This window comes from Staphylococcus sp. GDY8P54P, from assembly GCF_017892645.1.
Classification (GTDB): Bacteria; Bacillota; Bacilli; order Staphylococcales; family Staphylococcaceae; genus Staphylococcus; species Staphylococcus ureilyticus.
Genome location: NZ_JAESLN010000010.1, coordinates 118371 through 141731, shown reverse-complemented (window position 1 = coordinate 141731; position 23361 = coordinate 118371). Strand labels below are relative to the sequence as shown.

At 33.0% G+C, this 23361-nt stretch carries 25 protein-coding genes and 1 pseudogene; 22 read left to right on the top strand and 4 right to left on the bottom strand.

Annotated elements, in window-relative coordinates; genetic code table 11:
• The first annotated feature begins 41 nt into the window (after window positions 1-41).
• The 11 genes from KA883_RS06560 to ychF all read left to right on the top strand — a co-directional run bounded on the left by KA883_RS06560 (window position 42) and on the right by ychF (window position 12636).
• Window positions 42-1070 (top strand): efflux RND transporter periplasmic adaptor subunit, encoded by a 1029-nt coding sequence (locus KA883_RS06560; protein WP_046207102.1) that lies wholly within the window; start codon window positions 42-44, stop codon window positions 1068-1070.
• A complete protein-coding gene (locus KA883_RS06555) occupies window positions 1067-1747 on the top strand; it encodes an ABC transporter ATP-binding protein (RefSeq protein ID WP_046207101.1) in 681 nt (226 codons plus the stop codon). Before KA883_RS06560 ends, KA883_RS06555 begins: the two co-directional genes overlap by 4 nt.
• On the top strand, window positions 1744-2919 hold the full coding sequence (locus KA883_RS06550; RefSeq protein WP_046207100.1) for an ABC transporter permease: 1176 nt from the start codon (window positions 1744-1746) through the stop codon (window positions 2917-2919). Before KA883_RS06555 ends, KA883_RS06550 begins: the two co-directional genes overlap by 4 nt.
• A 524-nt stretch (window positions 2920-3443) precedes the next feature.
• Window positions 3444-4289: an ABC transporter ATP-binding protein gene (locus KA883_RS06545; protein WP_046207099.1), complete on the top strand. Its 846-nt coding sequence runs from the start codon at window positions 3444-3446 to the stop codon at window positions 4287-4289.
• Entirely contained in the window at window positions 4286-4912 is a 627-nt protein-coding gene (locus tag KA883_RS06540; RefSeq protein WP_046207098.1) for an ABC-2 transporter permease, read from the top strand. Before KA883_RS06545 ends, KA883_RS06540 begins: the two co-directional genes overlap by 4 nt.
• Window positions 4913-5342: 430 nt before the next feature.
• Entirely contained in the window at window positions 5343-6863 is a 1521-nt protein-coding gene (locus tag KA883_RS06535; RefSeq protein ID WP_046207097.1) for an NADH dehydrogenase subunit 5, read from the top strand.
• Between the two features lies 1 nt (window position 6864).
• The gene (locus KA883_RS06530) at window positions 6865-9471 is read left to right on the top strand and encodes a DUF2309 domain-containing protein (protein ID WP_046207096.1); all 2607 of its coding nucleotides are present in this window, start codon (window positions 6865-6867) and stop codon (window positions 9469-9471) included.
• 169 nt (window positions 9472-9640) lie between these two features.
• On the top strand, window positions 9641-10009 hold the full coding sequence (locus KA883_RS06525; RefSeq protein WP_046207547.1) for a Na-translocating system protein MpsC family protein: 369 nt from the start codon (window positions 9641-9643) through the stop codon (window positions 10007-10009).
• Between the two features lie 407 nt (window positions 10010-10416).
• Window positions 10417-11301 carry a mechanosensitive ion channel family protein gene (locus KA883_RS06520; RefSeq protein WP_046207095.1) on the top strand — a complete coding sequence of 295 codons (885 nt, stop codon included), beginning with the start codon at window positions 10417-10419 and terminating at the stop codon, window positions 11299-11301.
• 20 nt (window positions 11302-11321) lie between these two features.
• A complete protein-coding gene (locus KA883_RS06515) occupies window positions 11322-11525 on the top strand; it encodes a DUF951 domain-containing protein (protein WP_046207094.1) in 204 nt (67 codons plus the stop codon).
• 13 nt (window positions 11526-11538) lie between these two features.
• Window positions 11539-12636 carry a redox-regulated ATPase YchF gene (ychF, locus tag KA883_RS06510; RefSeq protein WP_046207093.1) on the top strand — a complete coding sequence of 366 codons (1098 nt, stop codon included), beginning with the start codon at window positions 11539-11541 and terminating at the stop codon, window positions 12634-12636.
• Window positions 12637-12922: 286 nt separating this feature from the next.
• Here ychF and KA883_RS06505 read toward each other — a convergent pair whose 3' ends face one another.
• Complete coding sequence (locus KA883_RS06505) at window positions 12923-13720, bottom strand: GH25 family lysozyme (RefSeq protein WP_046207092.1); 798 nt, start codon at window positions 13718-13720, stop codon at window positions 12923-12925.
• A gap of 391 nt (window positions 13721-14111) precedes the next feature.
• On the opposite strand from KA883_RS06505, the gene rpsF reads away from it, so the two are divergent.
• Genes rpsF through rpsR form a run of 3 tightly spaced genes read left to right on the top strand, consistent with a single transcriptional unit; the run spans window position 14112 to window position 15237 of the window.
• Window positions 14112-14417 (top strand): 30S ribosomal protein S6, encoded by a 306-nt coding sequence (gene rpsF, locus KA883_RS06500; RefSeq protein WP_019469843.1) that lies wholly within the window; start codon window positions 14112-14114, stop codon window positions 14415-14417.
• A gap of 18 nt (window positions 14418-14435) precedes the next feature.
• On the top strand, window positions 14436-14945 hold the full coding sequence (gene ssb, locus KA883_RS06495) for a single-stranded DNA-binding protein (RefSeq protein ID WP_046207091.1): 510 nt from the start codon (window positions 14436-14438) through the stop codon (window positions 14943-14945).
• Between the two features lie 49 nt (window positions 14946-14994).
• Window positions 14995-15237: a 30S ribosomal protein S18 gene (rpsR, locus tag KA883_RS06490; protein WP_042737618.1), complete on the top strand. Its 243-nt coding sequence runs from the start codon at window positions 14995-14997 to the stop codon at window positions 15235-15237.
• Between the two features lie 214 nt (window positions 15238-15451).
• Here the strand turns inward: rpsR and KA883_RS06485 are convergent, their stop codons facing one another.
• From KA883_RS06485 to KA883_RS06475, 3 genes are read right to left on the bottom strand one after another with little or no spacing between them, the layout of a single operon-like run.
• Window positions 15452-16441: an Abi family protein gene (locus tag KA883_RS06485; RefSeq protein WP_210122417.1), complete on the bottom strand. Its 990-nt coding sequence runs from the start codon at window positions 16439-16441 to the stop codon at window positions 15452-15454.
• Window positions 16434-17663 carry a tyrosine-type recombinase/integrase gene (locus KA883_RS06480; protein WP_210139919.1) on the bottom strand — a complete coding sequence of 410 codons (1230 nt, stop codon included), beginning with the start codon at window positions 17661-17663 and terminating at the stop codon, window positions 16434-16436. Before KA883_RS06480 ends, KA883_RS06485 begins: the two co-directional genes overlap by 8 nt.
• Window positions 17664-17673: 10 nt before the next feature.
• On the bottom strand, window positions 17674-18477 hold the full coding sequence (locus KA883_RS06475; protein ID WP_107524198.1) for a helix-turn-helix domain-containing protein: 804 nt from the start codon (window positions 18475-18477) through the stop codon (window positions 17674-17676).
• Window positions 18478-18724: 247 nt separating this feature from the next.
• On the opposite strand from KA883_RS06475, the gene KA883_RS06470 reads away from it, so the two are divergent.
• The 8 genes and pseudogenes from KA883_RS06470 to KA883_RS06435 all read left to right on the top strand — a co-directional run bounded on the left by KA883_RS06470 (window position 18725) and on the right by KA883_RS06435 (window position 23205).
• Window positions 18725-18934 carry a helix-turn-helix transcriptional regulator gene (locus KA883_RS06470; RefSeq protein WP_070657309.1) on the top strand — a complete coding sequence of 70 codons (210 nt, stop codon included), beginning with the start codon at window positions 18725-18727 and terminating at the stop codon, window positions 18932-18934.
• Window positions 18931-19197 (top strand): helix-turn-helix domain-containing protein, encoded by a 267-nt coding sequence (locus tag KA883_RS06465; protein ID WP_070657311.1) that lies wholly within the window; start codon window positions 18931-18933, stop codon window positions 19195-19197. Before KA883_RS06470 ends, KA883_RS06465 begins: the two co-directional genes overlap by 4 nt.
• A 12-nt stretch (window positions 19198-19209) precedes the next feature.
• A complete protein-coding gene (locus KA883_RS06460) occupies window positions 19210-19833 on the top strand; it encodes a BRO-N domain-containing protein (RefSeq protein ID WP_107524197.1) in 624 nt (207 codons plus the stop codon).
• A 13-nt stretch (window positions 19834-19846) separates the two neighbouring features.
• Window positions 19847-19984: pseudogene (locus KA883_RS06455) on the top strand (excisionase); the annotation flags it as partial.
• A gap of 28 nt (window positions 19985-20012) precedes the next feature.
• Complete coding sequence (locus KA883_RS06450) at window positions 20013-20192, top strand: hypothetical protein (protein WP_204180362.1); 180 nt, start codon at window positions 20013-20015, stop codon at window positions 20190-20192.
• Window position 20193: 1 nt separating this feature from the next.
• Window positions 20194-20481 (top strand): hypothetical protein, encoded by a 288-nt coding sequence (locus KA883_RS06445; protein ID WP_204180363.1) that lies wholly within the window; start codon window positions 20194-20196, stop codon window positions 20479-20481.
• A 1-nt stretch (window position 20482) separates the two neighbouring features.
• A complete protein-coding gene (locus tag KA883_RS06440; RefSeq protein ID WP_204180364.1) occupies window positions 20483-20776 on the top strand; it encodes a hypothetical protein in 294 nt (97 codons plus the stop codon).
• 86 nt (window positions 20777-20862) lie between these two features.
• The gene (locus KA883_RS06435; protein ID WP_210139918.1) at window positions 20863-23205 is read left to right on the top strand and encodes a phage/plasmid primase, P4 family; all 2343 of its coding nucleotides are present in this window, start codon (window positions 20863-20865) and stop codon (window positions 23203-23205) included.
• Window positions 23206-23361 lie beyond the last annotated feature (156 nt).

Below are 23361 nucleotides of genomic sequence, written 5' to 3'. Positions count from 1 at the left end.
AGTATCTAAAATGAATAATAATTTAAAGGAGTGTTTTAGCATTGAAGAAAAAGTGGATGTGGATTATCGGTGTTATTGTCGTTATCGTATTAATTGCAATTGCATTAATTTTAAGGCAAGCAAATAGTAGCTCAGATAAAAAGGATGGTTATGATACATATAAAGTGGAGAAAGAAAGTCCGCTCAATTTAGAAGGTAAAGCTTCACCTAAATCAGTTAAAACATATAATAATAACAGTCAATTGGGAACGTACGTAAGTACACAAGTTGATGATGGTCAATCAGTTAAACAAGGTGACCCACTCATCAATTATGAAATTAATAATAATAAACGCCAGCAGTTAGTTGATAAAGTGGACAACGCCAAAGATGAAAATGAAAGAGCGGAAGCACAACAACAACTTAACCAGTATGATCGTCAAGTGAACGACAGTATTTATGCTGCTTTTGACGGTAAAATTGATATTCAAAATAGAGAAAATGTCTCTGATGGAGAGCCTATTCTACAACTTGTTGCAGATGAACCACAAATCAAAGCAACAGTGACTGAATTTGATCTAGGAAAGATTAAAGAAGGCGACAAAGTAGACGTTAAAGTAACAAGTACTGGCAAAAAAGGTAAAGGTGAAATCAAGAAAATTTCAGAGTTGCCAAAAAGTTATGAAGAAAGTTTAAGTAAATCTGGAGGCGGAGCAGCAGCTAGTTCAGGTAGTGAAGAAGATGGTGGTGCTCAAGCTTCTAATCCAGTTTCGGACCCGAGCGGTGGCAGTGACTCAGATTCATCTAAATATACAATCGTCATTAGCGATATAGATATTCCTGTACGTGCAGGTTATTCTATGGAAGTTGAAGTGCCATTAGATGCAATCAAGTTACCAAAATCAGTGTTAACTAAAGACAATAATGTTTTTGTACTAGGTAAAAACAATAAAGTTGAAAAACGTGATATTAAAATTGATAAAGTCAACGGTGAAATATTTGTAAAAGAGGGTCTGAAAAAAGGTGACAAACTAATTAAAAACCCTAAAAAATCTATGAATGATGGAGACAAAGTTGAGGTGTCATCATGATAGAACTTGTAGATATCAATAGACATTTCAAAAACGGTGATGAAGAAAATCACATTTTGAAAGACATCAATATCAACATTAAAGAAGGAGAATTCATAGCAATTATGGGGCCTTCAGGTTCTGGTAAAAGTACACTCATTAACATATTAGGTTTTATTGACCGTGGTTATGAAGGCGATTATTTGTTTAATAGCGAGAATTATAAAAAAAGTTCAGATAACGAATTGGCAGAAATTAGAAATAAAACAGTAGGGTTTGTTTTCCAAAACTTTAAATTAATTCAAAACAATACGATATTGGAAAATGTAAGTATTCCTTTAGTTTATGCAGGACTGGGGTCTCAAGCACGTAAAGAAAAAGTGATCAATACATTACACGATGTGGGACTATATGATAAAGAAAATTTAGTACCTAACAAATTATCAGGAGGGCAACAACAACGTGTAGCCATTGCTCGTGCAATCATCAATAACCCGAAATTTATCATTGCTGACGAACCTACAGGGGCACTTGATTCAAAAACGTCTGAAGATATTATTGATTTGTTTATGAAATTAAATAAAGAACATCGCACAACGATGATTCTCGTAACACATGATCGCAAAGTAGCGGATAAGGCAGATCGTATTATTCATATACTAGATGGTCGTGTACAAAGAGAAGAGGTGGTTGAATGAAGAATTTATCGAACATCATCGCCATTTCATTCAAATCCATTTTAAAGAATAAGCGACGTAATATTTTTACTATGATTGGTATCATCATTGGTATTGCTGCTGTTATTACGATTATGTCGTTAGGTAATGGGTTTAAACAAACAGCGTCAGAGCAATTTGAAGATACAGGAGCAGGCAAAGATTCTGCTACAGTAAACTATATGACGAGTAGTGGTGAAGGTGCGAAAGATAATCCTTTTAGCCAGTCAGATTTGGATATTGCTAAACAAGTGAATGGTGTTACAGATGCAAAAATCAAAGAAAGTGACGATCAAGGTTATTCTGCAAAAATGACAAATGCCCAGAAAAAAGGCGACGTTAGTATTTTAAAGAAAAAAGAAATGACTAGCCCAGAAAAAGGTAAAGGTTTTAATGAAGATGATAATGAACTAAATAAAAAAGTTGTTACCGTTGATGACAAAATTGCCAAAGATGTATTCAATAATGAAGCTATAGGTAAAACATTATACATTGATAATCAAGGTTTCGAAGTTGTAGGCATTGTAAACGATGCGATGAACCCTTCAGCTGTTCATATGCCTTCCAATACATTTAATAGGTATATGGGGCAGTTAACGCAAGATTTTCCATCACTTCAATTATCATTAGTAGATGGCGCTGATAAGAAAGAAGTCGCTGACAAAGTCGCTAAAGAATTGAATAAAAAAGGTTCAGGCGCAGGCGATGGAAACTATAGTTATACAGATATGGAAGAATTCATGAAAAATATCAACAAAGTATTTGATGGTATTACTTACTTTGTAGCTGCTGTTGCAGGTATTTCACTATTTATCGCTGGTATTGGAGTTATGAATGTGATGTACATTTCAGTTACTGAGCGTACAGAAGAAATTGCGATACGTCGTGCATTTGGTGCAAAAGCGCGAGACATTGAAGTCCAATTCTTGGTAGAAAGTGTTGTACTTTGTGTGATTGGCGGTATCATAGGTCTAATCATAGGCATACTTGTCGCAAGTCTAGTAGATGCAGTAACACCAGATTATATTAAGAGTGCGGTTAGTCTAAGCTCAGTGCTCATTGCTGTAGGTGTTTCTACATTGATCGGTATCGTATTTGGTTGGATTCCAGCGCGTTCAGCTGCGAAGAAAGAATTGATCGATATAATTAAGTAGTATTTAAAAAAGATATAAAAAGAGCCATTCGCTTTTATAAAAAGGTTTCGTCATTTTATGCGATACAAGTTGGATACAAAAAACATAAACATTTATAGCTCAAGTATAAATATGACATGCAAAAGGCTGGGACAAAAGAATAGTCTCAGCCTTTTATCCCATTCATCCCTAGTTCTTCTCGATGCAGTAGGGGTCTGCAGTCATTTTAAATACATCAGATTTCAATCTTGATTCACTACTTGTTTTAAAAATATGTTCATGCAGGAACAAAATTTATGTCTATCAGATGGAAACATGAAATTTACGAGATCTGCTAGTGTCGACTTTTGAGATGCTTTGCCATATAAATGTAATTATCAGTTAATGTTTCCAGTGATTGTGCATTTAGATATATATTTAATTAAAAATAATAAGAATAAATATTTTAAGGAAATGTATTGTGTAAATTGACTAGGTGTATTATGTTAATTTAGAAAGTGATTTCATGTAAAAGGTTAAGCTTTTATCAAAAAAGGGGGATTATTATGGAGTATTTGCTCAATGTACAAAATTTAAACAAAACTTACGTTGATTCAGATTTTAATTTAAATCAGATTAATCTATCGATTGAACCCAATACAGTGGTAGGGCTTGTTGGGAAAAACGGTTCTGGTAAATCTACGTTGATTAATACATTGGTGGGAAATAGATTTGCAGATGCTGGAGACATTCAATTTTTTGATACGCCAATTTCTCGTGAGGATTATGCGTATAAAGAACATCTAGGCGTTGTATTTGATGATCTTCGACTGCCTAATAAACTTAATGCAAAACAAATTAGTAAAGTATTTTCTAATATTTATCGCACATGGGATGAACAGCATTTTTTTGAAATGCTGGAGAATTTTGAATTACCGAAAGAACGTCAGATTAAAACTTTTTCCCGTGGTATGAGCATGAAAATCTCAATATCTATTGCACTATCTCATGATAGTAAACTTTTAATTTTAGACGAGGCTACGGCAGGAATGGATGTTTCTGGACGTGAGGAAGTGTTAGAAATACTTGAAGATTTTGTTGATAAAGGTAATGGTATTTTAATTTCATCTCATATTTCGGAAGATATTGAGACGCTTGCAGATAAATTAGTATTTATGAAAAATGGGCGTATTTTATTACAAGAGCACAAAGATACATTATTAAATAATTATGGCATTGTTTCATTTGAAGAAGGAGAATTCGATGTTAATCACAGTAATGTTGTTGCGTATCGCATACATAAAGGTACAGGAAAAGCACTTGTAAATCAAAACAAAGATATAGATTTAGCACAGCCATTAAAAAATATTGATGATGCCACAAAAATATTAATGAGAGGAGAATTAGCATGAAAGGTTACTTAATGAGTTATTATTTTACAAATCAAAAATCAATTTACATATATTTATTGTTAAGTATTCCAATTTGTTTGTTTTTCTCTTTTACAAATCCAATAATGGCTAGTTTCATGCCTATGATATTTTTAGTATCACCAGCAACAGATAATTTAAAAAATGAAAAAGACTCAAAGTGGATGTATTTTGTTTCTACATTACCCTATAGCAGAAATACTTATGTGAGTAGTCATTTTGCATTTTATAGCTTATTAGCATTAACAGGTATGGTGGTATCACTTGTGATTAATGCAATTGTTGCGGGGAGTATAGTAAGTGGTGTGAATTCAGCGTTACTTGGTACAGGATTTATCGCGTTGTATTCGCTTATTTTTCCATTTACTTTTAAAATGGGGGCAGAAAAATCAAATGTCATATTTATGATTGTATCCATTATCGTAGTCATTTTATTCTTTATTTACTATTTTGTAGGTATGGCCATATTATCTGGGACAGGTAATCTTATAGAAGAAATAAGTAAAAACTTGTGGTACGGTGGTATTTTTGCAGTGATTGGCTTAATTGTTATGGCGCTTTCATTTATTGCTTCGAAACAAGCATTTAAGTATAAAGAGTTATAAACAACACGGCTTAACCTATTGTCTATCTTGACAAACACGAATAATCGTTATATCTTATTAATATTAAAAGTTAAAAATTTAGGCATACTTTTCTATGTTTTTCTACATAATTAAAGCTTTAGCAAGTTGTTAATAAAAGTATTGGCAAATTGAAAAAGTGAATAAATAGTGGTGAATATAAGGAATTGTACGTCTTACTGCATAAAATGTAGAATAAGCAAATTCTCAAATAAATGAATATATATATAATAGGTAGCAAAGCAAAACACTCGTCATAAGTGCGTTGTAATGAAGCCGACAATGATAATAAGTCAGTATGGATTTATTATTAATTGTCGGCTTTTTTTCGTGGAAAATGTAATTTTAAATCAAGTGTTGTATTACTATTATAAATTTAAATGTCGTATTACAGAAGGTAAGGTGATTGATCATGATTGACGCGCATATTTTTCTAACATTATTATTTCTAACTTTAACTATTTCAATTTTAAGTAGTCTCTTTTTCTTAATAAAAAAAGTACCGCCTAAATATGCTCGAATACATATTTATATTGTAGCATTGCCAGCAATTGTAGCTAGCTTAGGTCTTATATTGTCACAGAAAAATATAGAGGTAGGTATATGGCGTTCTGACGTATTATCTTGGCTCATGGTTGGTTTTGTCCTCGTTATTGGTGTGATTATCCAACGTTACTGTATTCGTTATCTAGCTGGTGATAAGAGCTATAAAAAATACTTCACTTTATTTACTTTCACGACTACCTTTGCATCATTTGCTTGGTTAACTGCGGATATGAGAATGATGGTAATCAGTTGGGGATGTACACTATTAGGACTTACGATTTTAATCAGTTTAACAAGTGACTGGAAAGTTACACGTGAGGCAGCAAAAGTTACAGGAAAATTATTCTTGTTAAGTTGGGTTGCGTTAATCAGTGCTGTTTTGTGGATTGGATTATCGACAGGTGAATGGCATTATTCTGTAGCCTTAAATGAAGCACATCTATCCTTGATTAGTGGTTTGGCACAATTTGGCATTAATTTACTCATTGTACTAGCTGTTATGATTCCAGCGGCACAATGGCCGTTTCAACGTTGGTTAATTGAATCTGTAGCAGCACCTACACCGGTTTCTGCGATTATGCATGCTGGTATCGTTAATGCTGGTGGTATTATATTAACCAGATTTTCAGGTATCTTTAGTGGTGATATCGCATCTATTGTTTTATTAATTTTCGCAAGTATTTCAGTATTACTCGGTGCAAGTATTAGTTTAGTCCATGTGGATTATAAAAGATTATTGGTCGGTTCTACAATAGGCCAAATGGGCTTCATGCTAATTCAATGTGCATTAGGTGCATATATTCCTGCGATCATTCACTTGATTTTACATGGCTTATTTAAAGCGACTTTGTTTCTACGTTCTGGGTCGGCAGTGCGTCATTTCAGTGTCCCGAGTCGTGCAAATGAAAGAATGTCTTATGTATGGATAGTCAGTGGTCGTATTTTAGCGTTTCTAATTGGATTAGGTTTTTGGTTGAGTGCACCAGAAGAAAGTTATCGTCTGGTAAGTGGTCTCATCTTAGCATGGTCCTTATCTGTCTCGTGGACACAGTTGGTAGCTTTTGGTGAAGGTAATTTCGGGCGTGTCATGGGTATGTCGATACTCATTGTTGTTGGTGCAGTTTATTTTGTGGTACATCATTATTTTTCAGATGCATTACATACTTTGACAATTCATAGCGTGCAGCCACCCGCTTTTATCGTTATTGCCGTAGCATTCATTTTATTGCTCGGTAGCTTAATTAGTACGTGGGTAGCACGTCACCGATCTTCTGTCGTATTTTCAATTTTGTATATGTGGATAGTTCGTTTAGGAGATGCAAAAATTGAAACGGTTGAACGTCATCCTAATTATTTAAAATCTTATTTGTCAAAAGGAGGACACTAAAATGGGGAAACATAAAGCAGTGACAAACCAAAGTCAACATAAAGATAATATCGATCAAATAATTTCTAAAGCGAGCCGAGTTATCGTTCCTTTATCACCTATTTCTGTGTTTGCCGCAAGAAACCCTTGGTCAAATTTAGAACAGAATGAATTTCAAGATGTGGCGCAATGGTTAACAAATGTCCGTGACGTAGATATCTATCCTACAATGCATATGTTTGAACAAGCATATCAACGTGATGAAATTGATAAAGATATGATTGAATTTAAGTTACAAACATGGCTAAATCAATCGATGCTCTCGATAGATAGACAATTTGCTGAAAGATATGCTAGAGCAATGTTAGATTTGTCTAATATTGTAGACGTAACGCGTTATTCTGAAAACAAAAAACAAGTGAATCAACACAATGAAACAATAAATTTAGATGATGAAACTCATACAGTGCCATTAGTGAGCACCTATCTTATGGATAAAGATGGTAGACGATTGATAGATATTGTAGACTATCACGTTATTAAATGGTGCAAATTATATTTGGATGATGCACAATCCGGATGGACGATGCCTAACAGAGAAAAAGGTCTATTCTTTGCATGGCAACGTTTGGCACAACATGATCCAGCATTGACCAAGCAACAACGCTCACGGTTGAAAACACTGCCAAGTCAAGCTGAAGCGCTCATTCATACGGTCCTACAAAAGTTAGACATTGCTGAAGCACAGTATCAAACATATTTGGAAAATCATTTGCTATCGTTACCTGGATGGGCTGGTATGATGCTATGGCAAGATGAACAAACGTCTAATGATGATCAAATGTTATTGTCATATTTAGCTATTCGTCTTGGTATAGAATGGGCAATTGTTGAGCCATATTTACCCGTGAATTTACCAGAAAATTCAAAAACATATGAATACGATGAATTAGCAGAGCATTGGCTTGCTATTGGGATATTTACCAGTGAACAATGGCAACAATTATCTGAATCCGAAAAAAATGCTTATATAAATTTTGCATTACAATTTGAAAAACATGGTCGCAGACAAATTTTATTAACGGCTTGGGAAGCAACATACGAGCATCAATTAGAAGCGACCGTGACCACAAACCAAGATAATGAGCAAGAAAGCCAAAAGCCACAAGTACAAATGGCATTTTGTATAGATGTACGCTCGGAACCTTTTCGTCGACAAATAGAAGCGGCTGGTGCATTTGAGACAATCGGTGTTGCTGGGTTTTTTGGACTCCCCATTGTCAAAGAAGAACTGGGACAATCCCACAGTCACCCATCTTTACCTGTGATGAATCAACCGCAACATAAAATTAAAGAATACACGCATGAGCAAGAACCTACATCTTTTCGCCAGCATCAACACATACTCAAATCGATAACGTATACATTTAAAAAGATGAAACAAAATGCTTTACCGAGCTTACTTTTACCAGAACTAAGTGGACCTTGGTTAACGCTTCAAATGTTTTCAAGAAGTTTCGCACCGAGACCTATCGGTAAATTGATACGAAAATTTTATGATGGTTGGTTACAAAAACCGAATGATACAACGTTATCATTAGATCATTGCAATATTAATGAAGAAGGTATACCAGTTGGTTTCACAAATGAAGAAAAAGTGGACTATGTCCAACAAGCGTTGCGTTTAATGGGTTTGGAATTAGAGTTTGCCCCATTAATCGTATTGTGTGGACACGGCAGTCAAAGTGCGAATAATCCTTATGCTTCTTCACTTGATTGTGGTGCATGTGGTGGTGCAGCCAGTGGGTTTAACGCGAAGGTATTAGCACAGCTTTGTAACTCGACTGAAGTTAGAACGGCATTAAATGAGCGAGGTATTGTCATTCCAGAAGACACTATTTTTGCGGCAGCGGAGCACCAAACATCTACAGATGAATTAAAATGGATATACGTACCAACAATGTCAAAAGCTGGACAAAATGCTTTAAATCAAATTCAAGCCGCAATGTCTGACATTACTTATCGCGCAAATAAACAACGCTTGAAAGCATTACCAGACAATCACATCTTAAAACAAGACCCAATCAAAGAAGTACATCGCTTAACAAATGATTGGAGCGAGATTAGACCCGAATGGGGCTTAGCGAGAAACGCTTCATTTATTATAGGTTCACGTGATTTAACCAAAAATAGCGACTTAAAAGGGCGCGCCTTTTTACACAATTATGATTGGAAACAAGATAATGATGGGAGCCTTTTAGCGAATATCATTAGTGGTCCAGCCACCGTGGCACAATGGATTAATCTACAGTATTATGCCTCAACTGTTGCACCTCATTATTATGGTAGCGGTAGTAAAACAACACAGACGATTACGGCAGGTATAGGCGTTATGCAAGGTAATGCGAGCGATTTGTTGACGGGTCTACCTTGGCAATCAGTAATGTCGGCAGACAATAAAATGTATCATTCTCCGATTAGACTACTCATTGTCGTGCATGCGCCCAATGCTTATATTAAACAGCTACTCAATGAGCAACACGATTTTTATCAAAAGGTGCACAATGGTTGGCTTAAATTAGCAAGTATTGATGAATTTGGTGATTGGCAACATTGGTCAGTTGGTTAACTTAAAAAAGCGTTGTTCTGATTCTTAAAGGACAGAAGAAGTAAGCGATAGTTATATTATTTTCTGGGTAATTGCACATAACTATGGAGAAAAGTATATAAAAATGATAATGTTAGCATTATTAAATAATACGACAATTAATTTTGATTCTATGGGAGATGCATTCGACATGAAAACAACTAAAGGTACCTATGAGTCTGAAATCAGCAAAGCAATTACACAATGGGAAAAAGACTTCCTTGGTCGTGGTTCACTGTCTGTAAAAACTGATATTTTGCGTGATATGATTATTGTTAGTTTGCAGGGTGTGTTAACACAAGCTGAATATAAAGTTTGTGAGACACATGAAGGATTATTAACAATTAAACGCACCAGATCTAAGCTTGTAGAATCTGGTATAGAGGCACTTGATGAAATTGTTTTTTCAGTTACTGGTGAAGCAGTCAAAGGCTTTCATACTGATTTGAGTTCTAAAACAGGCGAACGTGTTATGATATTTAAACTATACGATAATCTTGAGAAAAAAATAGCCGAATAAAGAAAATGATTGATGAAAGTGATGACTAAAAACTGAAAATCCTTTATTTCAAGGTGTATTTATAGTAATATGACTTACTGAGAAATAGAGAATCATAATTTTAAATTATGGTTCTTTTTCTTTTGTCTTTTTTAAATTACATAATTTAAATTTAATTAAACATGAAAATTATATAAACTATATTTAAAAATTGATAGTATAAAGAGAGTAATGATAGTATGGTGGCTTCTGATTATTATCCTATAAGTTGTAGTATGCTTTCTATGTAAATGAAATCAAATATATACTTCAAATGATCTGTGTAATTGTTTTACAAATTTAAAATTTAGTCGGAAGTTGGATGTGTTTAACAGTTTAAATAATTATAATAAAATGAGAAGAGTCTTTGACTAAGGGAGGAAATATGATTGGATCAAATAAAAAGTATTATGTATTCCTTAATAGAACCTTTAACTAAACCGGAAACATATCAAACGCTACTTTCAAATCTCATTATGATTGTGATATATATCATTGTAGCGTGGATAGTATTGCGTTTTATTAATAAAGGAATAGAGCAATTTTTCAAAATACAAAATAAAGGCAAAAAAGCGAATAAAAAACGTTCAGCAACATTAATATCATTAGTTCAAAATATCGTATCGTATGTGGTATGGTTTATAGTGTTAACAACCATTTTAAGCAAGTTTGGTATCAGTGTTGAAGGTATTATCGCAAGTGCTGGGGTTGTTGGTTTAGCAGTTGGTTTTGGTGCACAAACCGTTGTTAAAGATATTATCACTGGTTTCTTCATTATATTCGAAAATCAATTTGATGTAGGAGATTATGTTAAAATAAATAACGGTGGTACAACTGTTGCAGAAGGTACAGTTAAAGTCATAGGTTTAAGATCGACAAAAATAAATACAATTACAGGTGAATTAACGACATTACCAAACGGCAGTATGGGTGAGATTACAAATTATTCAGTGACCAATGGTGAAGCAATTGTCGAAATACCAGTTTCGGTAGAGGAAGATATTGATCAAGTAGAAAATGTACTCACAGACTATTTTCAATCTATACAAACAAATTATTATTTGTTTATCTCTACACCACAAGTCGTTGGTATCAATTCAATCAGTCGAGATGAAATTGTATTGAGTGTGTCTGCTGAAACAATACCAGGTGAGGGTGCTTCCGGAGCGCGTATTTTAAGAAAAGAGATATTGAAATTGTTTAAGCAAAAAGAGATTAAAACACCTAAGCCGATGATGTTACAATATGACCCTAATCAACAAAATAACGCTTAAATATTCGGAGGAGTGACAGAATGACATCAAATTACGGTTTAAATGACATTGTAGAGATGAAAAAGCAACACGCCTGTGGTACGAATCGCTTTAAAATCATTCGTGTAGGCGCAGATATCCGAATAAAATGTGAAAATTGTCAAAGAAGCATTATGATTCCACGACAAACGTTTAATAAAAAAATGAAAAAAATATTAGTATCTCATCAAGATACGGAAAAATAAGGAGAATGAATAAATGGCTCTAACAGCAGGTATCGTTGGGCTTCCAAACGTAGGGAAGTCAACGCTTTTCAATGCAATTACTAAAGCGGGTGCGCTCGCAGCGAATTACCCATTCGCAACGATTGATCCTAACGTGGGGATTGTCGAAGTTCCAGATAGTAGATTAGATGTATTGACAGATATGGTACAACCAAAGAAAACAATCCCAACAACTTTTGAATTCACTGATATTGCAGGGATTGTTAAAGGAGCTTCAAAAGGTGAAGGGTTAGGAAATAAATTCCTATCTCACATTCGTGAAGTTGATGCAATTTGCCAAGTCGTACGTGCGTTTGATGATGATAATGTGACACATGTTTCTGGTCGCGTTAATCCTATTGATGATATTGAAGTTATCAATATGGAACTTGTATTGGCAGATTTGGAATCAGTTGAGAAACGTCTACCAAAATTAGAAAAAATGGCAAGACAAAAAGATAAAGATGCTGTTAACGAAGTTCGCATTTTATCAAGAATTAAAGAAGCTTTAGAAGAAGGTAATCCAGTAAGAAGTTTAGATTTTACGGAAGAAGACCAAAAATATGTAAACCAAGCACAATTATTAACATCTAAAGAAATGTTATATATTGCTAATGTCGGAGAAGACGAAATTGGCGATGAAGATAATGAAAAAGTTCAAGCTATTCGTGAATATGCTGAAAAAGAAAGCTCAGAAGTCATTGTTATCAGTGCTAAGATTGAAGAAGAAATTGCTACATTGGATGATGATGATAGAGCAATGTTCTTAGAAGATTTAGGCATTGAAGAGCCTGGTTTAGATCGTTTAATTCGCACAACGTATGACTTATTAGGTTTGGCAACATACTTTACAGCAGGTGTACAAGAAGTACGTGCTTGGACATTCATAAAAGGTATGACAGCACCGCAATGTGCAGGGATTATTCATACTGACTTTGAACGTGGTTTCATACGTGCAGAAGTAACGAGCTACGATGATTATGTAGAATTTAATGGTGAAAATGGTGCTAAAGAAGCTGGAAAACAAAGATTAGAAGGTAAAGAATACATTATGAAAGATGGAGACATCGTTCACTTTAGATTTAATGTATAAAATAAAAGCTTACGTGTTACTTAATATGGTAACACGTAAGCTTTTTTCAGAAATTTGGAAAGTAAGTATGCCGGGAGTCTTGAATGTTCATTTTGTTCATAGAAATTTTTTCATTAAATTTAATTGGCATAAGGTTAAAATTTTAACTATATATACTTCTTAATTATTGATGTATGAATAAATACAAACGGTGATACGAATATTGGTTAAAGGTAAAAGTGACATGACATTAGTTGTACTAAGTTTTACTTATCAAAATAGCATTATGAATGCTGCGATGAAAAACTTAAGATGTAAACCATGATGTGTCTACACCAGGTCCCGTATAATTTGCATCGACATTTTGGTTTAATTCAGGTGAAGCATAGCTATCTGTATATTGCCATAACACATGTTCTTGTGTTGGTTGCTCTTGGTTATAGTTAGCGAGCCAATAACCATCATATTGTCCCACTGATTCTGAAGCATGTTCTTTCATAAAGTTTTCATATGAATAAAATAAGATTTTTTTATCTCCAGCAAGGCTACGCATTTTGTCATACCAGGCAGTTGTACTTTCATCAGCGGTACCCGATGTCACAGTATTTTCTTCAAAATCATTGATATAAAAACTGGCTTTAGGTGCACGATTGTATAAAGTTTGCGCTTCATATCTGGCATCATCAGGATTTTCGTACATACTATAAGAATAAACACCAAAGTCCAAGTTATATTTATCTAATAAATTTGAGTTATGTTCTAATGTTGCATCGACTTTTTCAGAACCATATTGTGCACGAATAATAATGAAATCATAATTTGCTTTTAAATCTTTGACTTGTTGTGCTGAAAGCTTACCTTGCCATTCGGAAATATCTAAGACCCTTTCACCAGTAGCGGTTGTATTGGCGTTTGAACGAAAGGCACTTTCTTGAGTTTCATTATTTTTTTCTTCAGGGTGTTTTTCAATATACTTTTGATAGCCATATCCCATGGTTCCTTTTTCGCTTGCTGTATTTTCAGCCGCATGTACAGTATTAAATGTTATTGTAGTTGCAAACAGGACACTCATGGACAGCAATCCTTTTTTAATAACTGAAGTCATATAAATCTCCTTTGATTAATTTTGAATTATGTAAACATGTCCTTGGATTTTAATGATATAAATCAAGAACGTATATGATATGCTATTAGAATTAAAATGATTTATCAAGTTTATCTGAAATAACTTTTAAATTTATTTATAATCATTTAAAAGGGAATATAATATTTTATGAGTTAGATGGAATGTCGCGTGAATTTGCAAGTTGTAGGATGCTGAGGTAATGAAATGTTTCATATGAAACATGAGATAAAAATGTCATTTTGAACGTCTGATAATCATTGTAAAATGTAAAGCTCTGTGCTATAATTCTTGATTGTGAGTAATGAAAATTATTCCTTGCTTACCACAAAGATGGTGAGCCGCATAGACCACAAGGAGGTGCAATTATAAAATGAGAACATATGAAGTTATGTACATCGTTCGTCCGAACATTGAAGAAGATGCTAAAAAAGCTGTTGTTGAACGTTTCAACGGTATCTTAGCTTCTCACGGATCAGAGGTTTTAGAAACTAAAGATTGGGGCAAACGTCGTTTAGCTTATGAAATTAATGATTTCAGTGAAGGTTACTACAACATCGTACGTATCCAAACTGAAGACAATGAAGCGACTGACGAATTCCAACGTTTAGCTAAAATCACAGACGATATCATCCGTTATATCGTAATTCGTGAAGACGAAGATAAGACAAGAAAATAATAAATGGGGGTCGTTTAAATGATAAATAGAGTTGTTTTAGTCGGTCGTTTAACGAAAGATCCAGAATATAGAACAACACCCTCAGGCGTGAGTGTTGCGACTTTTACTCTAGCAGTAAATCGTACGTTTACAAATGCGCAAGGGGAACGCGAAGCTGATTTCATTAACTGCGTTGTTTTTAGAAAACAAGCAGAAAATGTAAATAACTACTTATTCAAAGGTAGTCTAGCTGGCGTTGACGGTCGCATTCAATCACGTAGCTACGAAAACCAAGAAGGTCGTCGTATATTTGTAACTGAAGTTGTCTGTGATAGCGTTCAATTCCTTGAACCTAAAAACCAAAATCAGCGTCATGCTCAAGAAGGAAATAATAATTTCCAAAATTTTGGTGGACAACAATCCGGACAAAATACGTCTTCTTATCAAAACAATAACAACAATAATCCATCAAACAATAATCAATCAGATAACCCATTTGCAAATGCAAACGGCCCTATTGATATTAGTGATGATGATTTACCATTCTAATTATAATGAACGTATAAAACTAAAAAAATTTTAAAAGGAGGCAGTTACCATGGCAGGTGGACCAAGAAGAGGCGGACGTCGTCGTAAAAAAGTTTGTTATTTCACAGCAAACGGAATTACACACATCGACTATAAAGATACAGAATTATTAAAACGTTTTATCTCAGAACGCGGTAAAATTTTACCACGTCGTGTAACAGGTACTTCAGCTAAATATCAACGTATGTTGACATTAGCTATTAAACGTGCACGTCATATGGCATTATTACCATATGTTAAAGAAGAACAATAATAGATATTGTATCTGAAAACCCCGTAGGCTAAGGCTTGCGGGGTATTTTTTGTGCGTTTGAAGTTTTAAATTTCGCAAAAATTTCGCAGAGTGTGAGATTTTATGGAATTTAGGCATAAAAAAAGAGGCAACCGTCGCAACAGTTAACCTCAGGTACACTCCGCAGATGTATACCGCTATTTGTTTACAATTATATATCTTTATTACATATATATCAAGAAAAATTATTTATATATTGATTGATTTGCTTTAGCTTACTCCGAACGTCAGTACCAATGATTTTGTCGTACGTACTTACATTAAGATTTTGTCTTAATTCATTAAGATGCAATTCAAATGATTTAACAACTTTTCTTAATTCAGTTTTGTTATAGCCTAGAGAAGATATGATTAGAACTATTACCGCTAAATAGTCAACAATTCTATTGAAGTGGATATATTTCACCTTCATTTTTATATTAAAATATTCAGTTAGCTGCTTTCCTACGTTACTTTCTTTGAATCTACAATCAAAAAGAACTCCATTATGCGCTATAGCATTTCTGAGACCTTTTAAACAGTCAATTAAGTCTCCTATTAACCTATCATTTTTATCAAAAGATGAATGATAAAGACCTAAGTCAGTTATTATTTGTAATTTTAAAGTTGAATTCATACATCTAGTAAAAAATACCAAATTGCCTAAAGTGAATAATTCGAAAACAGCATAAAGGGGTACAGGCCTATCATTATAGATAAAATGATTTATAAATGGTTTTGTATTAAAATTGGAATGGATTTTTTCATATATATCATTTCTGAGTTTCATTGTTTGTTTGAATTTTTCTTTATATTTAGTCGAGCGTACTGTATGTTTTTTATAATCAGTCAATACATTATCGAATAGTTTTTCTAGTTCAGTTCCTGAATGAACATGAATAATTTCTAACAAACGATTTTTAATAGCAGTTTCAGCGAACATTACATGTTTGTAAAATAAAGTTTTGATATTTGAATCAAACTCATAAAGTGCAACTACCTCGCTAAAATCGTTAAAGTGTAGTTCATTGTCTTTTTCTTGAAAAAAACTATAACCTTTATACCCATGAAAATAGCCAATGTTCCGTAATTGTCTTTTTTGTTTACTACCATTGATTCCAATATCTTTATTATTTCTAATATGTCTCATTAGACCATCGGTAGTTTTAGGTTTTTTATTATCCATTCTTTAAACTCCCAATTTCCTCTAGTTTATTCATCATATCTTTAGCCATCTGATCTGTAACGTGGGTGTATATCTCTAATGTGGTCTTGTAGTCACTGTGACCAACTCTATCTTGTATAGCTTTTAGGTTTATTCCTAACTGTGCAAGTGTAGATATATGCGTGTGACGTAATGTGTGCGTTGTAACACGTTTTTTTATTGAACTAATCTCAGTAGCCTCTTTAATAATGCTATTCACTTTGTTTAAGTCTATAGGGCTGCCGGCTGTGTTAGTGAATACATATCCTCTATCAATAAAATCCTCATTCCACTGGTTTTCTTTCTTATTCTCTAAAATAAGTGATTTAAGTAAGTTGATACTTTGGGTAGTAAGACCAATCGTTCTATAACTTTTATTTGTTTTAGTAGTTTCTTTAACTCCAAATGCCCCCGTTTCTTTATCAGTTACCCAATTAATTGTACCGTCAATTTCTAGTGTTTTATGCTCAAAATTTATATTGTCTTTCTTGATAGCAAGTAGTTCGCCGATACGCATGCCATTGGCAATTTGAAACTGTACTATGGCTTTAACCATATTGTAGTTACGTTTACGTGTAGCATGGCTTTTTTGCTTTATCAAATAGTCGAAGCACTCTAGTAACTCCTTTATTTCGTTATCCTCTAAATAGTTGTGACGTTTAGCTTGAAGTTCATTTCTAGTTTTAGCTTTCTTAGGTATATCTATTTTATCTAATATACTAATATCATGCAGATCATAATATTTAAACGCATATTTGAATACGGAACGTATCACAATGACTAATGATTGTACGTGACCGATACTGTGCAATTTAGCCCACTCATTAATGATGTCTTGTAAGTATGTATGTGTAATTTTGCTAATAAGTATATTTTTATCAATTGCATTTTTAACCGTGTTTACATTGCTTGTCTTTTCTTTAATCGTTGTAGGTTTTGATCCCGAATGTCTCTTATAATGTTCTAGCCATTCGTCACATGCAGTGTGGAATGTTAAATATTCAAGTTGTTTTGTGCTATTGTTCTTCAGACGTTGATCTATAATCCTGTTTAATTCAAGCTGTGCATCTTTCTGTGAGCGTGTATTGTGCTTATTTCTGACTACTGATACTGTCTTATATTTATTAGTTAAAGGGTCTGTATAGCGTTCTAAATAGCGATAAGCAGTATTTCCCTCTTTTGTTTTAAATTCACGTACCCACATAAGTTACACCTCAATTTTGTTCGGATAAATATTGTTTTAGTTCTTTTAGCGTAGTCATTCTTACTAGACGTTGTAATTTTAACGCATCTTGATTTTTTACGGCTTTTTCAACTTCTTCATGATATTCTTTCGCTGTGAAAATTTCTCTGTCATTATTGATAGAAGCTAAACGACTGATGAAAACATCTGAATCATTAATTTGATTGTTGAGTAAATCAAAAATTAAATCATATTCTTCAGATTTTTTTCTATCATTATTCTCATCGTTTTGGAATTTTCTTACTTCGATAAATGAAGCTTTAATTTTTTTAATTTCTTTTTCAAGAGTATATTTTTCTTCGGGTCTTAAAACAAATATTTCTTCACTTATTTTTTCCCCATTGTTACCCAAAACATAGTCTCCAGTTTTGCCTAAAAAAACATGATAATTATTTTGTTCAAGTAACCATTCAATATCAAAACTCGGCACATCTAATTCTACGATTGACCTGTCTTTAGTGCTTATTCTCATTTTATTTGTCATTTTAGTTAGATCTTGTTTGTAGGTCTTTTTGTTTACATATTCGTTGAAAGTCCTCTTTGGGTTGTCTAAAGGAAGTTTTAATTTTTTAGAAAATTTTTGAAATACTTGGTCATAACCCTGCGAATCTAATGCATAACTTATTGCCAATAATTTTTCTGTACTAGGGTTTTGCTTATCACCTTTTTCCATTTGCGACAAATATGCTTGAGATATATTAGTTTCTCTTGATAATTGTCTTAAAGAATATCCCTTTTTTTCACGTTCATTTTTCAATATATCATGTAGTTCCATACGACACCTCCGATTTAATTCTATCACGTTTTTATTTAGTTATCACTTAACTATACTATTGATAACTATACTATTGATAACTATTTTTTGAAAGTTTTTGCGCTATTATAGTTATCAAAGCAAAATTTTAATATACATATATTTGCTAACTTAGACTAAATGTGATACACTTCGTTTATAGTTATCAAAGCAAATTAAAAATAAATTAATGATAACTGTAATTGGTGATTATAAGTGAGGTGAAAATATGGTTGAAGTAATTGAGATAAAAAAACGTATGGCTTCAAACGGGTTGAATGCTAAAGATTTAGCGAGTAGAGTTCCTATGAATTATATATATTTAATTCAAATACTTAACGGAAAAAGAAAACCTTCAGAACTCATGGCTATCAAAATAGCAAATGCTTTAAGTGTAGATGTATCAGAAATATTTGATATTAAGGAGGAAGTTCGATGATTAAAGTGCAAAATATACCAACTAAAGAAAATACCGTAACTGAAAGTGCGCATGTGATAGTAAGACCATTATTTGCTAAACCTAAGATGTTGGCTGAAATATTTGGGATTAGTTATTCATCAGTAAACCGCATTCTCAAAGAGTGGGAACGGGACCACAACGGAGTAGATAATCTTTACTACAGTTTATCAAGCACTATGACAGTAGTAAGCATTGAACGTTTTGAAGAGTTTTTGAAAAAACGTAATAAGAAGTGGATGTAAGGAGTGGTTTATATGATAAAGCAAATTTTCAATGATAAAGAAATCCGTTTTATTGAAAAAGATGGTGAGTATTGGGCAGTAGCTGGAGATGTTGCTAAAGCATTGGGCTACACACATACACCACATATGACTAGATTATTAGATGGCTCAGAGAAGGCTGTCCATAATGTGGACACCTTAAAAGGTAAACAAAACGCAGTAATTATTTCAGAAGTAGGTATTTACGAATCTATTTGGAATAGTAGACGTGATGAAGCAATAAAATTTAAGAAATGGGTTAAACAAGTCATCAAAGAGTTACGCCAATCAACAGGGCTAAAAGGATATGAAGCATTCCGAATGTTAGACAAAGAAAAACAAAAAGAAGCTATGGATAACTTAAAAAATGGTATTAAAGCTATTTCAAAAAAAGATTATTACAAAGCTCAATCAATTAGTAATAAAGCAGTATCAAATGTGTTCGGCTTTCCTAAGATGGTTCAAAAGGGAGATATGACACAGGAAATGCTGGAGTTAAGACAACAAGTATTAAGTGACACAGTAGAATTCATGGTATTTGTTGATAAATATAATCTTCCTTTATCAGTAAAAAAGCATATTTACGATAAATACAACAATAAGCAACAAATGGCTTAAGGAGGCGTAACACATGTTTAATATCGGCATTGATGAAGATGAAGCACGTGACATGCTACAACAAGCAATTGATGAACGTGTAGAGGAATTGGCATCAGAACGCTATTGGTTAACCTACAAGGAATTAGCAGATTATCTTAATTTATCAAAGATTTAAAAAGTTTAAAGAAGGTGAAATCATGAAATTATTTGCAACACTTATCACAGCAAGCTCATTGACTTCATTTGCAGTAGGTTATGTAACGGAGGATATTTTTAATAGTATGGCTTTATATAGTCCACTAGCTATTACATCATGGGCAATAACAGAATGGTTTAATGATAGAAAAATTAGAAAACAATTATTGGAGGAAAAATAATATGAAAAATACAAGCCCACTAAAAGATTTTTGCATGACTTTTGCAGAAGTGAAATATCAATACGGAAGATTTGAAACACATAAAGAAATGGTTCAAGCAATTGATTTATTTATTAAAACTAATTGTACTAATGAAGATGCTGAAGCAATTACAAAATTAATAGAATTACGAGAAATAATATCTAAAGATTTAGAAGATGAAGCTAATAAGTTTGATGAAAAATCTTCTAAATTTGAAACAAAAGAAATTGCGTTTGACAAACATTATGGTATAGAAGGAGAGTTTTAAGATGGTCAGAGAAGAAAAAGTAACTAAAGGTAAAGTATTAGTAGAATTAGCTCATTACGGTGCTAAGGCTAAAGCATTTAGAGCGTCAATAGATTTAATTGTAAGAAAAATGGATTTAATCACTGATAAAGATAGTAAAGAATATAGCGAATTAAGCGAAGTTGCCAATTTAATATGGGCAATGCATGATGCAGCAGAAAAAACAGAAGCAGAAGCAAATGAGAAACTTGATGAAATATTAGAGCAAGAAAAAAACGCATTATCTACTGCCGACCAAAGCGAAGATAACGCGTAAGAAATGAATGTTAAAGAAACTTTATGTATTTCAATTATAGCAAAAATAACGGTATGTTTCTACAAAAACAATAAGAGGGGGATTTGATGGCTATAAAAACCAAAGATTCAATACTAGATGTGAATGAACTGGAAATACCTCATGAGCTTAAACAATTAAACCAATGGGTCTTATGGCGTGCCGAATGGGATGAAAGCCGTCAAGAATACAAAAAAGTACCCTATCAAGTGAATGGCGTGAAAGCTAGCTCAACAAACAATGATACGTGGAGTAATTTCCACGATGTTCATTCACTATATGATAGTAGCAATAAATATGATGGTATAGGCTTTATATTAAGCAAAGAGAGCAATTATATTTGTCTTGATATAGATAATGCTGTAGATATCAATACACATCAATTACAAACAGATTTAGGATTTGAAATGACAGAACTCACATACTGTGAATTAAGTCCGAGTGGCACAGGGTTGCATTGCTTTTTTAAAGGTACTTTACCAGAAAATAGAAAAAGTAAACGTACTGATTTAGATATAGAATTATACAACACTAGTAGATTTATGACATTCACAGGTTACACTATTGGAGTTTCAGAAATTAGCGATGACCAAGAAACTATTAATAATATTGTTGAAAGATATTTTAAATCAGAACCTAAAAAGCAAAATATAAAAATAGCTAAAACTGGTAGTAGTATTTTTACAGATGATGAAATCGTTAAAATGATGATGAAGAAAAGTAAATACAAAAAACTACTTGCTGGTGAGTACGAAGGTATGTTTGATAGCCCGAGTGAAGCAGTACAAAGTCTATTAAGAGTATTAGCTTTTTACACTGGTAGAGATAAGTCACAAATGGAAAGTATATTTTTAACATACAATAATATTACTGATAAATGGTACGAAAAGCGTGGCAATTCAACTTGGGGAAATAACGAATTGGATACTGCAATTGCAAATCAAGAAACGATATATGAGCCTAACTCAAGAGGTACAGGGCAATCACTTCGATATACAATATCATTGATTCGTAAAGAAGAATTAGCGTTTATGAAGGCTGAATTTGAGAAAGCGAAAGAAAATGGTGAAGCATCAGGTAGACCACCACAAACAATTGGCACAAATAGATGTGCTGTATTGCTTAACGATGTAATGAAATTTGTGATATTCGATTTAGAAGAAAATACAAAATTAGCAATGTATCAAAGTGAAAAAGGTATCTACACACAAAATACTGCAATTATTAAACGTATTATTTCTTGGTTAGAACCTAGACACAATGAAAAAAAAGCATTAGAAGTCATCTATCATTTAACTAATATGGTAGACGTGGTAGACAAAACAAATGAACCACATTTAATACCAGTTAATAATGGTGTGTTTAATAGAGAAACTATGAAATTGGAATCTTTTACACCTAACTATGTGTTTACTACTAAGATTTCAACGAATTATTTTGATAATCCTAAAGCACCAGTAATTAATGGCTGGAGTTTTGATAACTGGTTAGATGAAGTGGCATGTGGTGATAGAGAAGTATTCACATTATTATGGCAAGTTATTAATGATTCGTTAAACGGAAACTATACACGTAAAAAAGCGATATTCCTAGTTGGTGATGGTAACAATGCTAAAGGCACTTTCCAAACGTTGCTTACTAACTTAATCGGTTTTGATAATGTGGCAAGTCTTAAAGTTAATGAATTTGTCCAAGAGTTTAAATTAGGAGTGCTAGAAGGTAAAACACTTGTGATTGGTGATGATGTTCCCGTAGGTGTGAATATTGAGGATAGTTCGAACTTTAACAGTGTAGTTACAGGTGATCCTGTGCTTGTGAATATAAAAAACAAACAACCATATCGAACTGTTTTCAGAACTACTGTGATTCAATCAACTAATGGTATGCCTAGATTTAAAAATAAAACAGGTGGGACAAACAGACGGCTTTTAATAGTACCATTTAACGCAGATTTTAACGGTGCAAAAGAAAATCCAGATATCAAAGAAAAATACCTTACTGATAAAAAGGTACTCGAATATGTACTTCACAAAGCTATAAATTTAAATTTCAATAAGTTTATTGTTCCTAGAGCATCAGCTAAATTGTTAGAAGAATATGTTCAAGATAACGACCCAGTATATGATTTTAAAATCACAGAGTTTGATAAATGGAAAATTGATAAAGTACCTAAAACAGTTGTCTATTATAAGTATAAAGTTTTCTGTGAACGTAGTGGTTATAGACCACTTTCTGAAAGGAAATTCTGTAAAAGTTTTGAACGTTATCTTGATAAAAATTGGAAGGTTGATAAACCTAGATATTATTCAGTGAATGATTTACAAGCAAAAGTAGGACATTTTGACCCTGTACTTTTACCACATGGGGAACAAAAACAATCATATATAAATACTAAATTTAAAGTATTGTGAATGAAAGTGTGAATGAAATGATGTATAAATAGAAATTTCGTTCACACCTAATAAATGTTGATATTACGACGTTTACAGTAGATTCAACCACTTTTTTACGAACTACTGTGAATGAAATATTATTATTCGTTACCACCTCTTAAGTATAGGTATGAC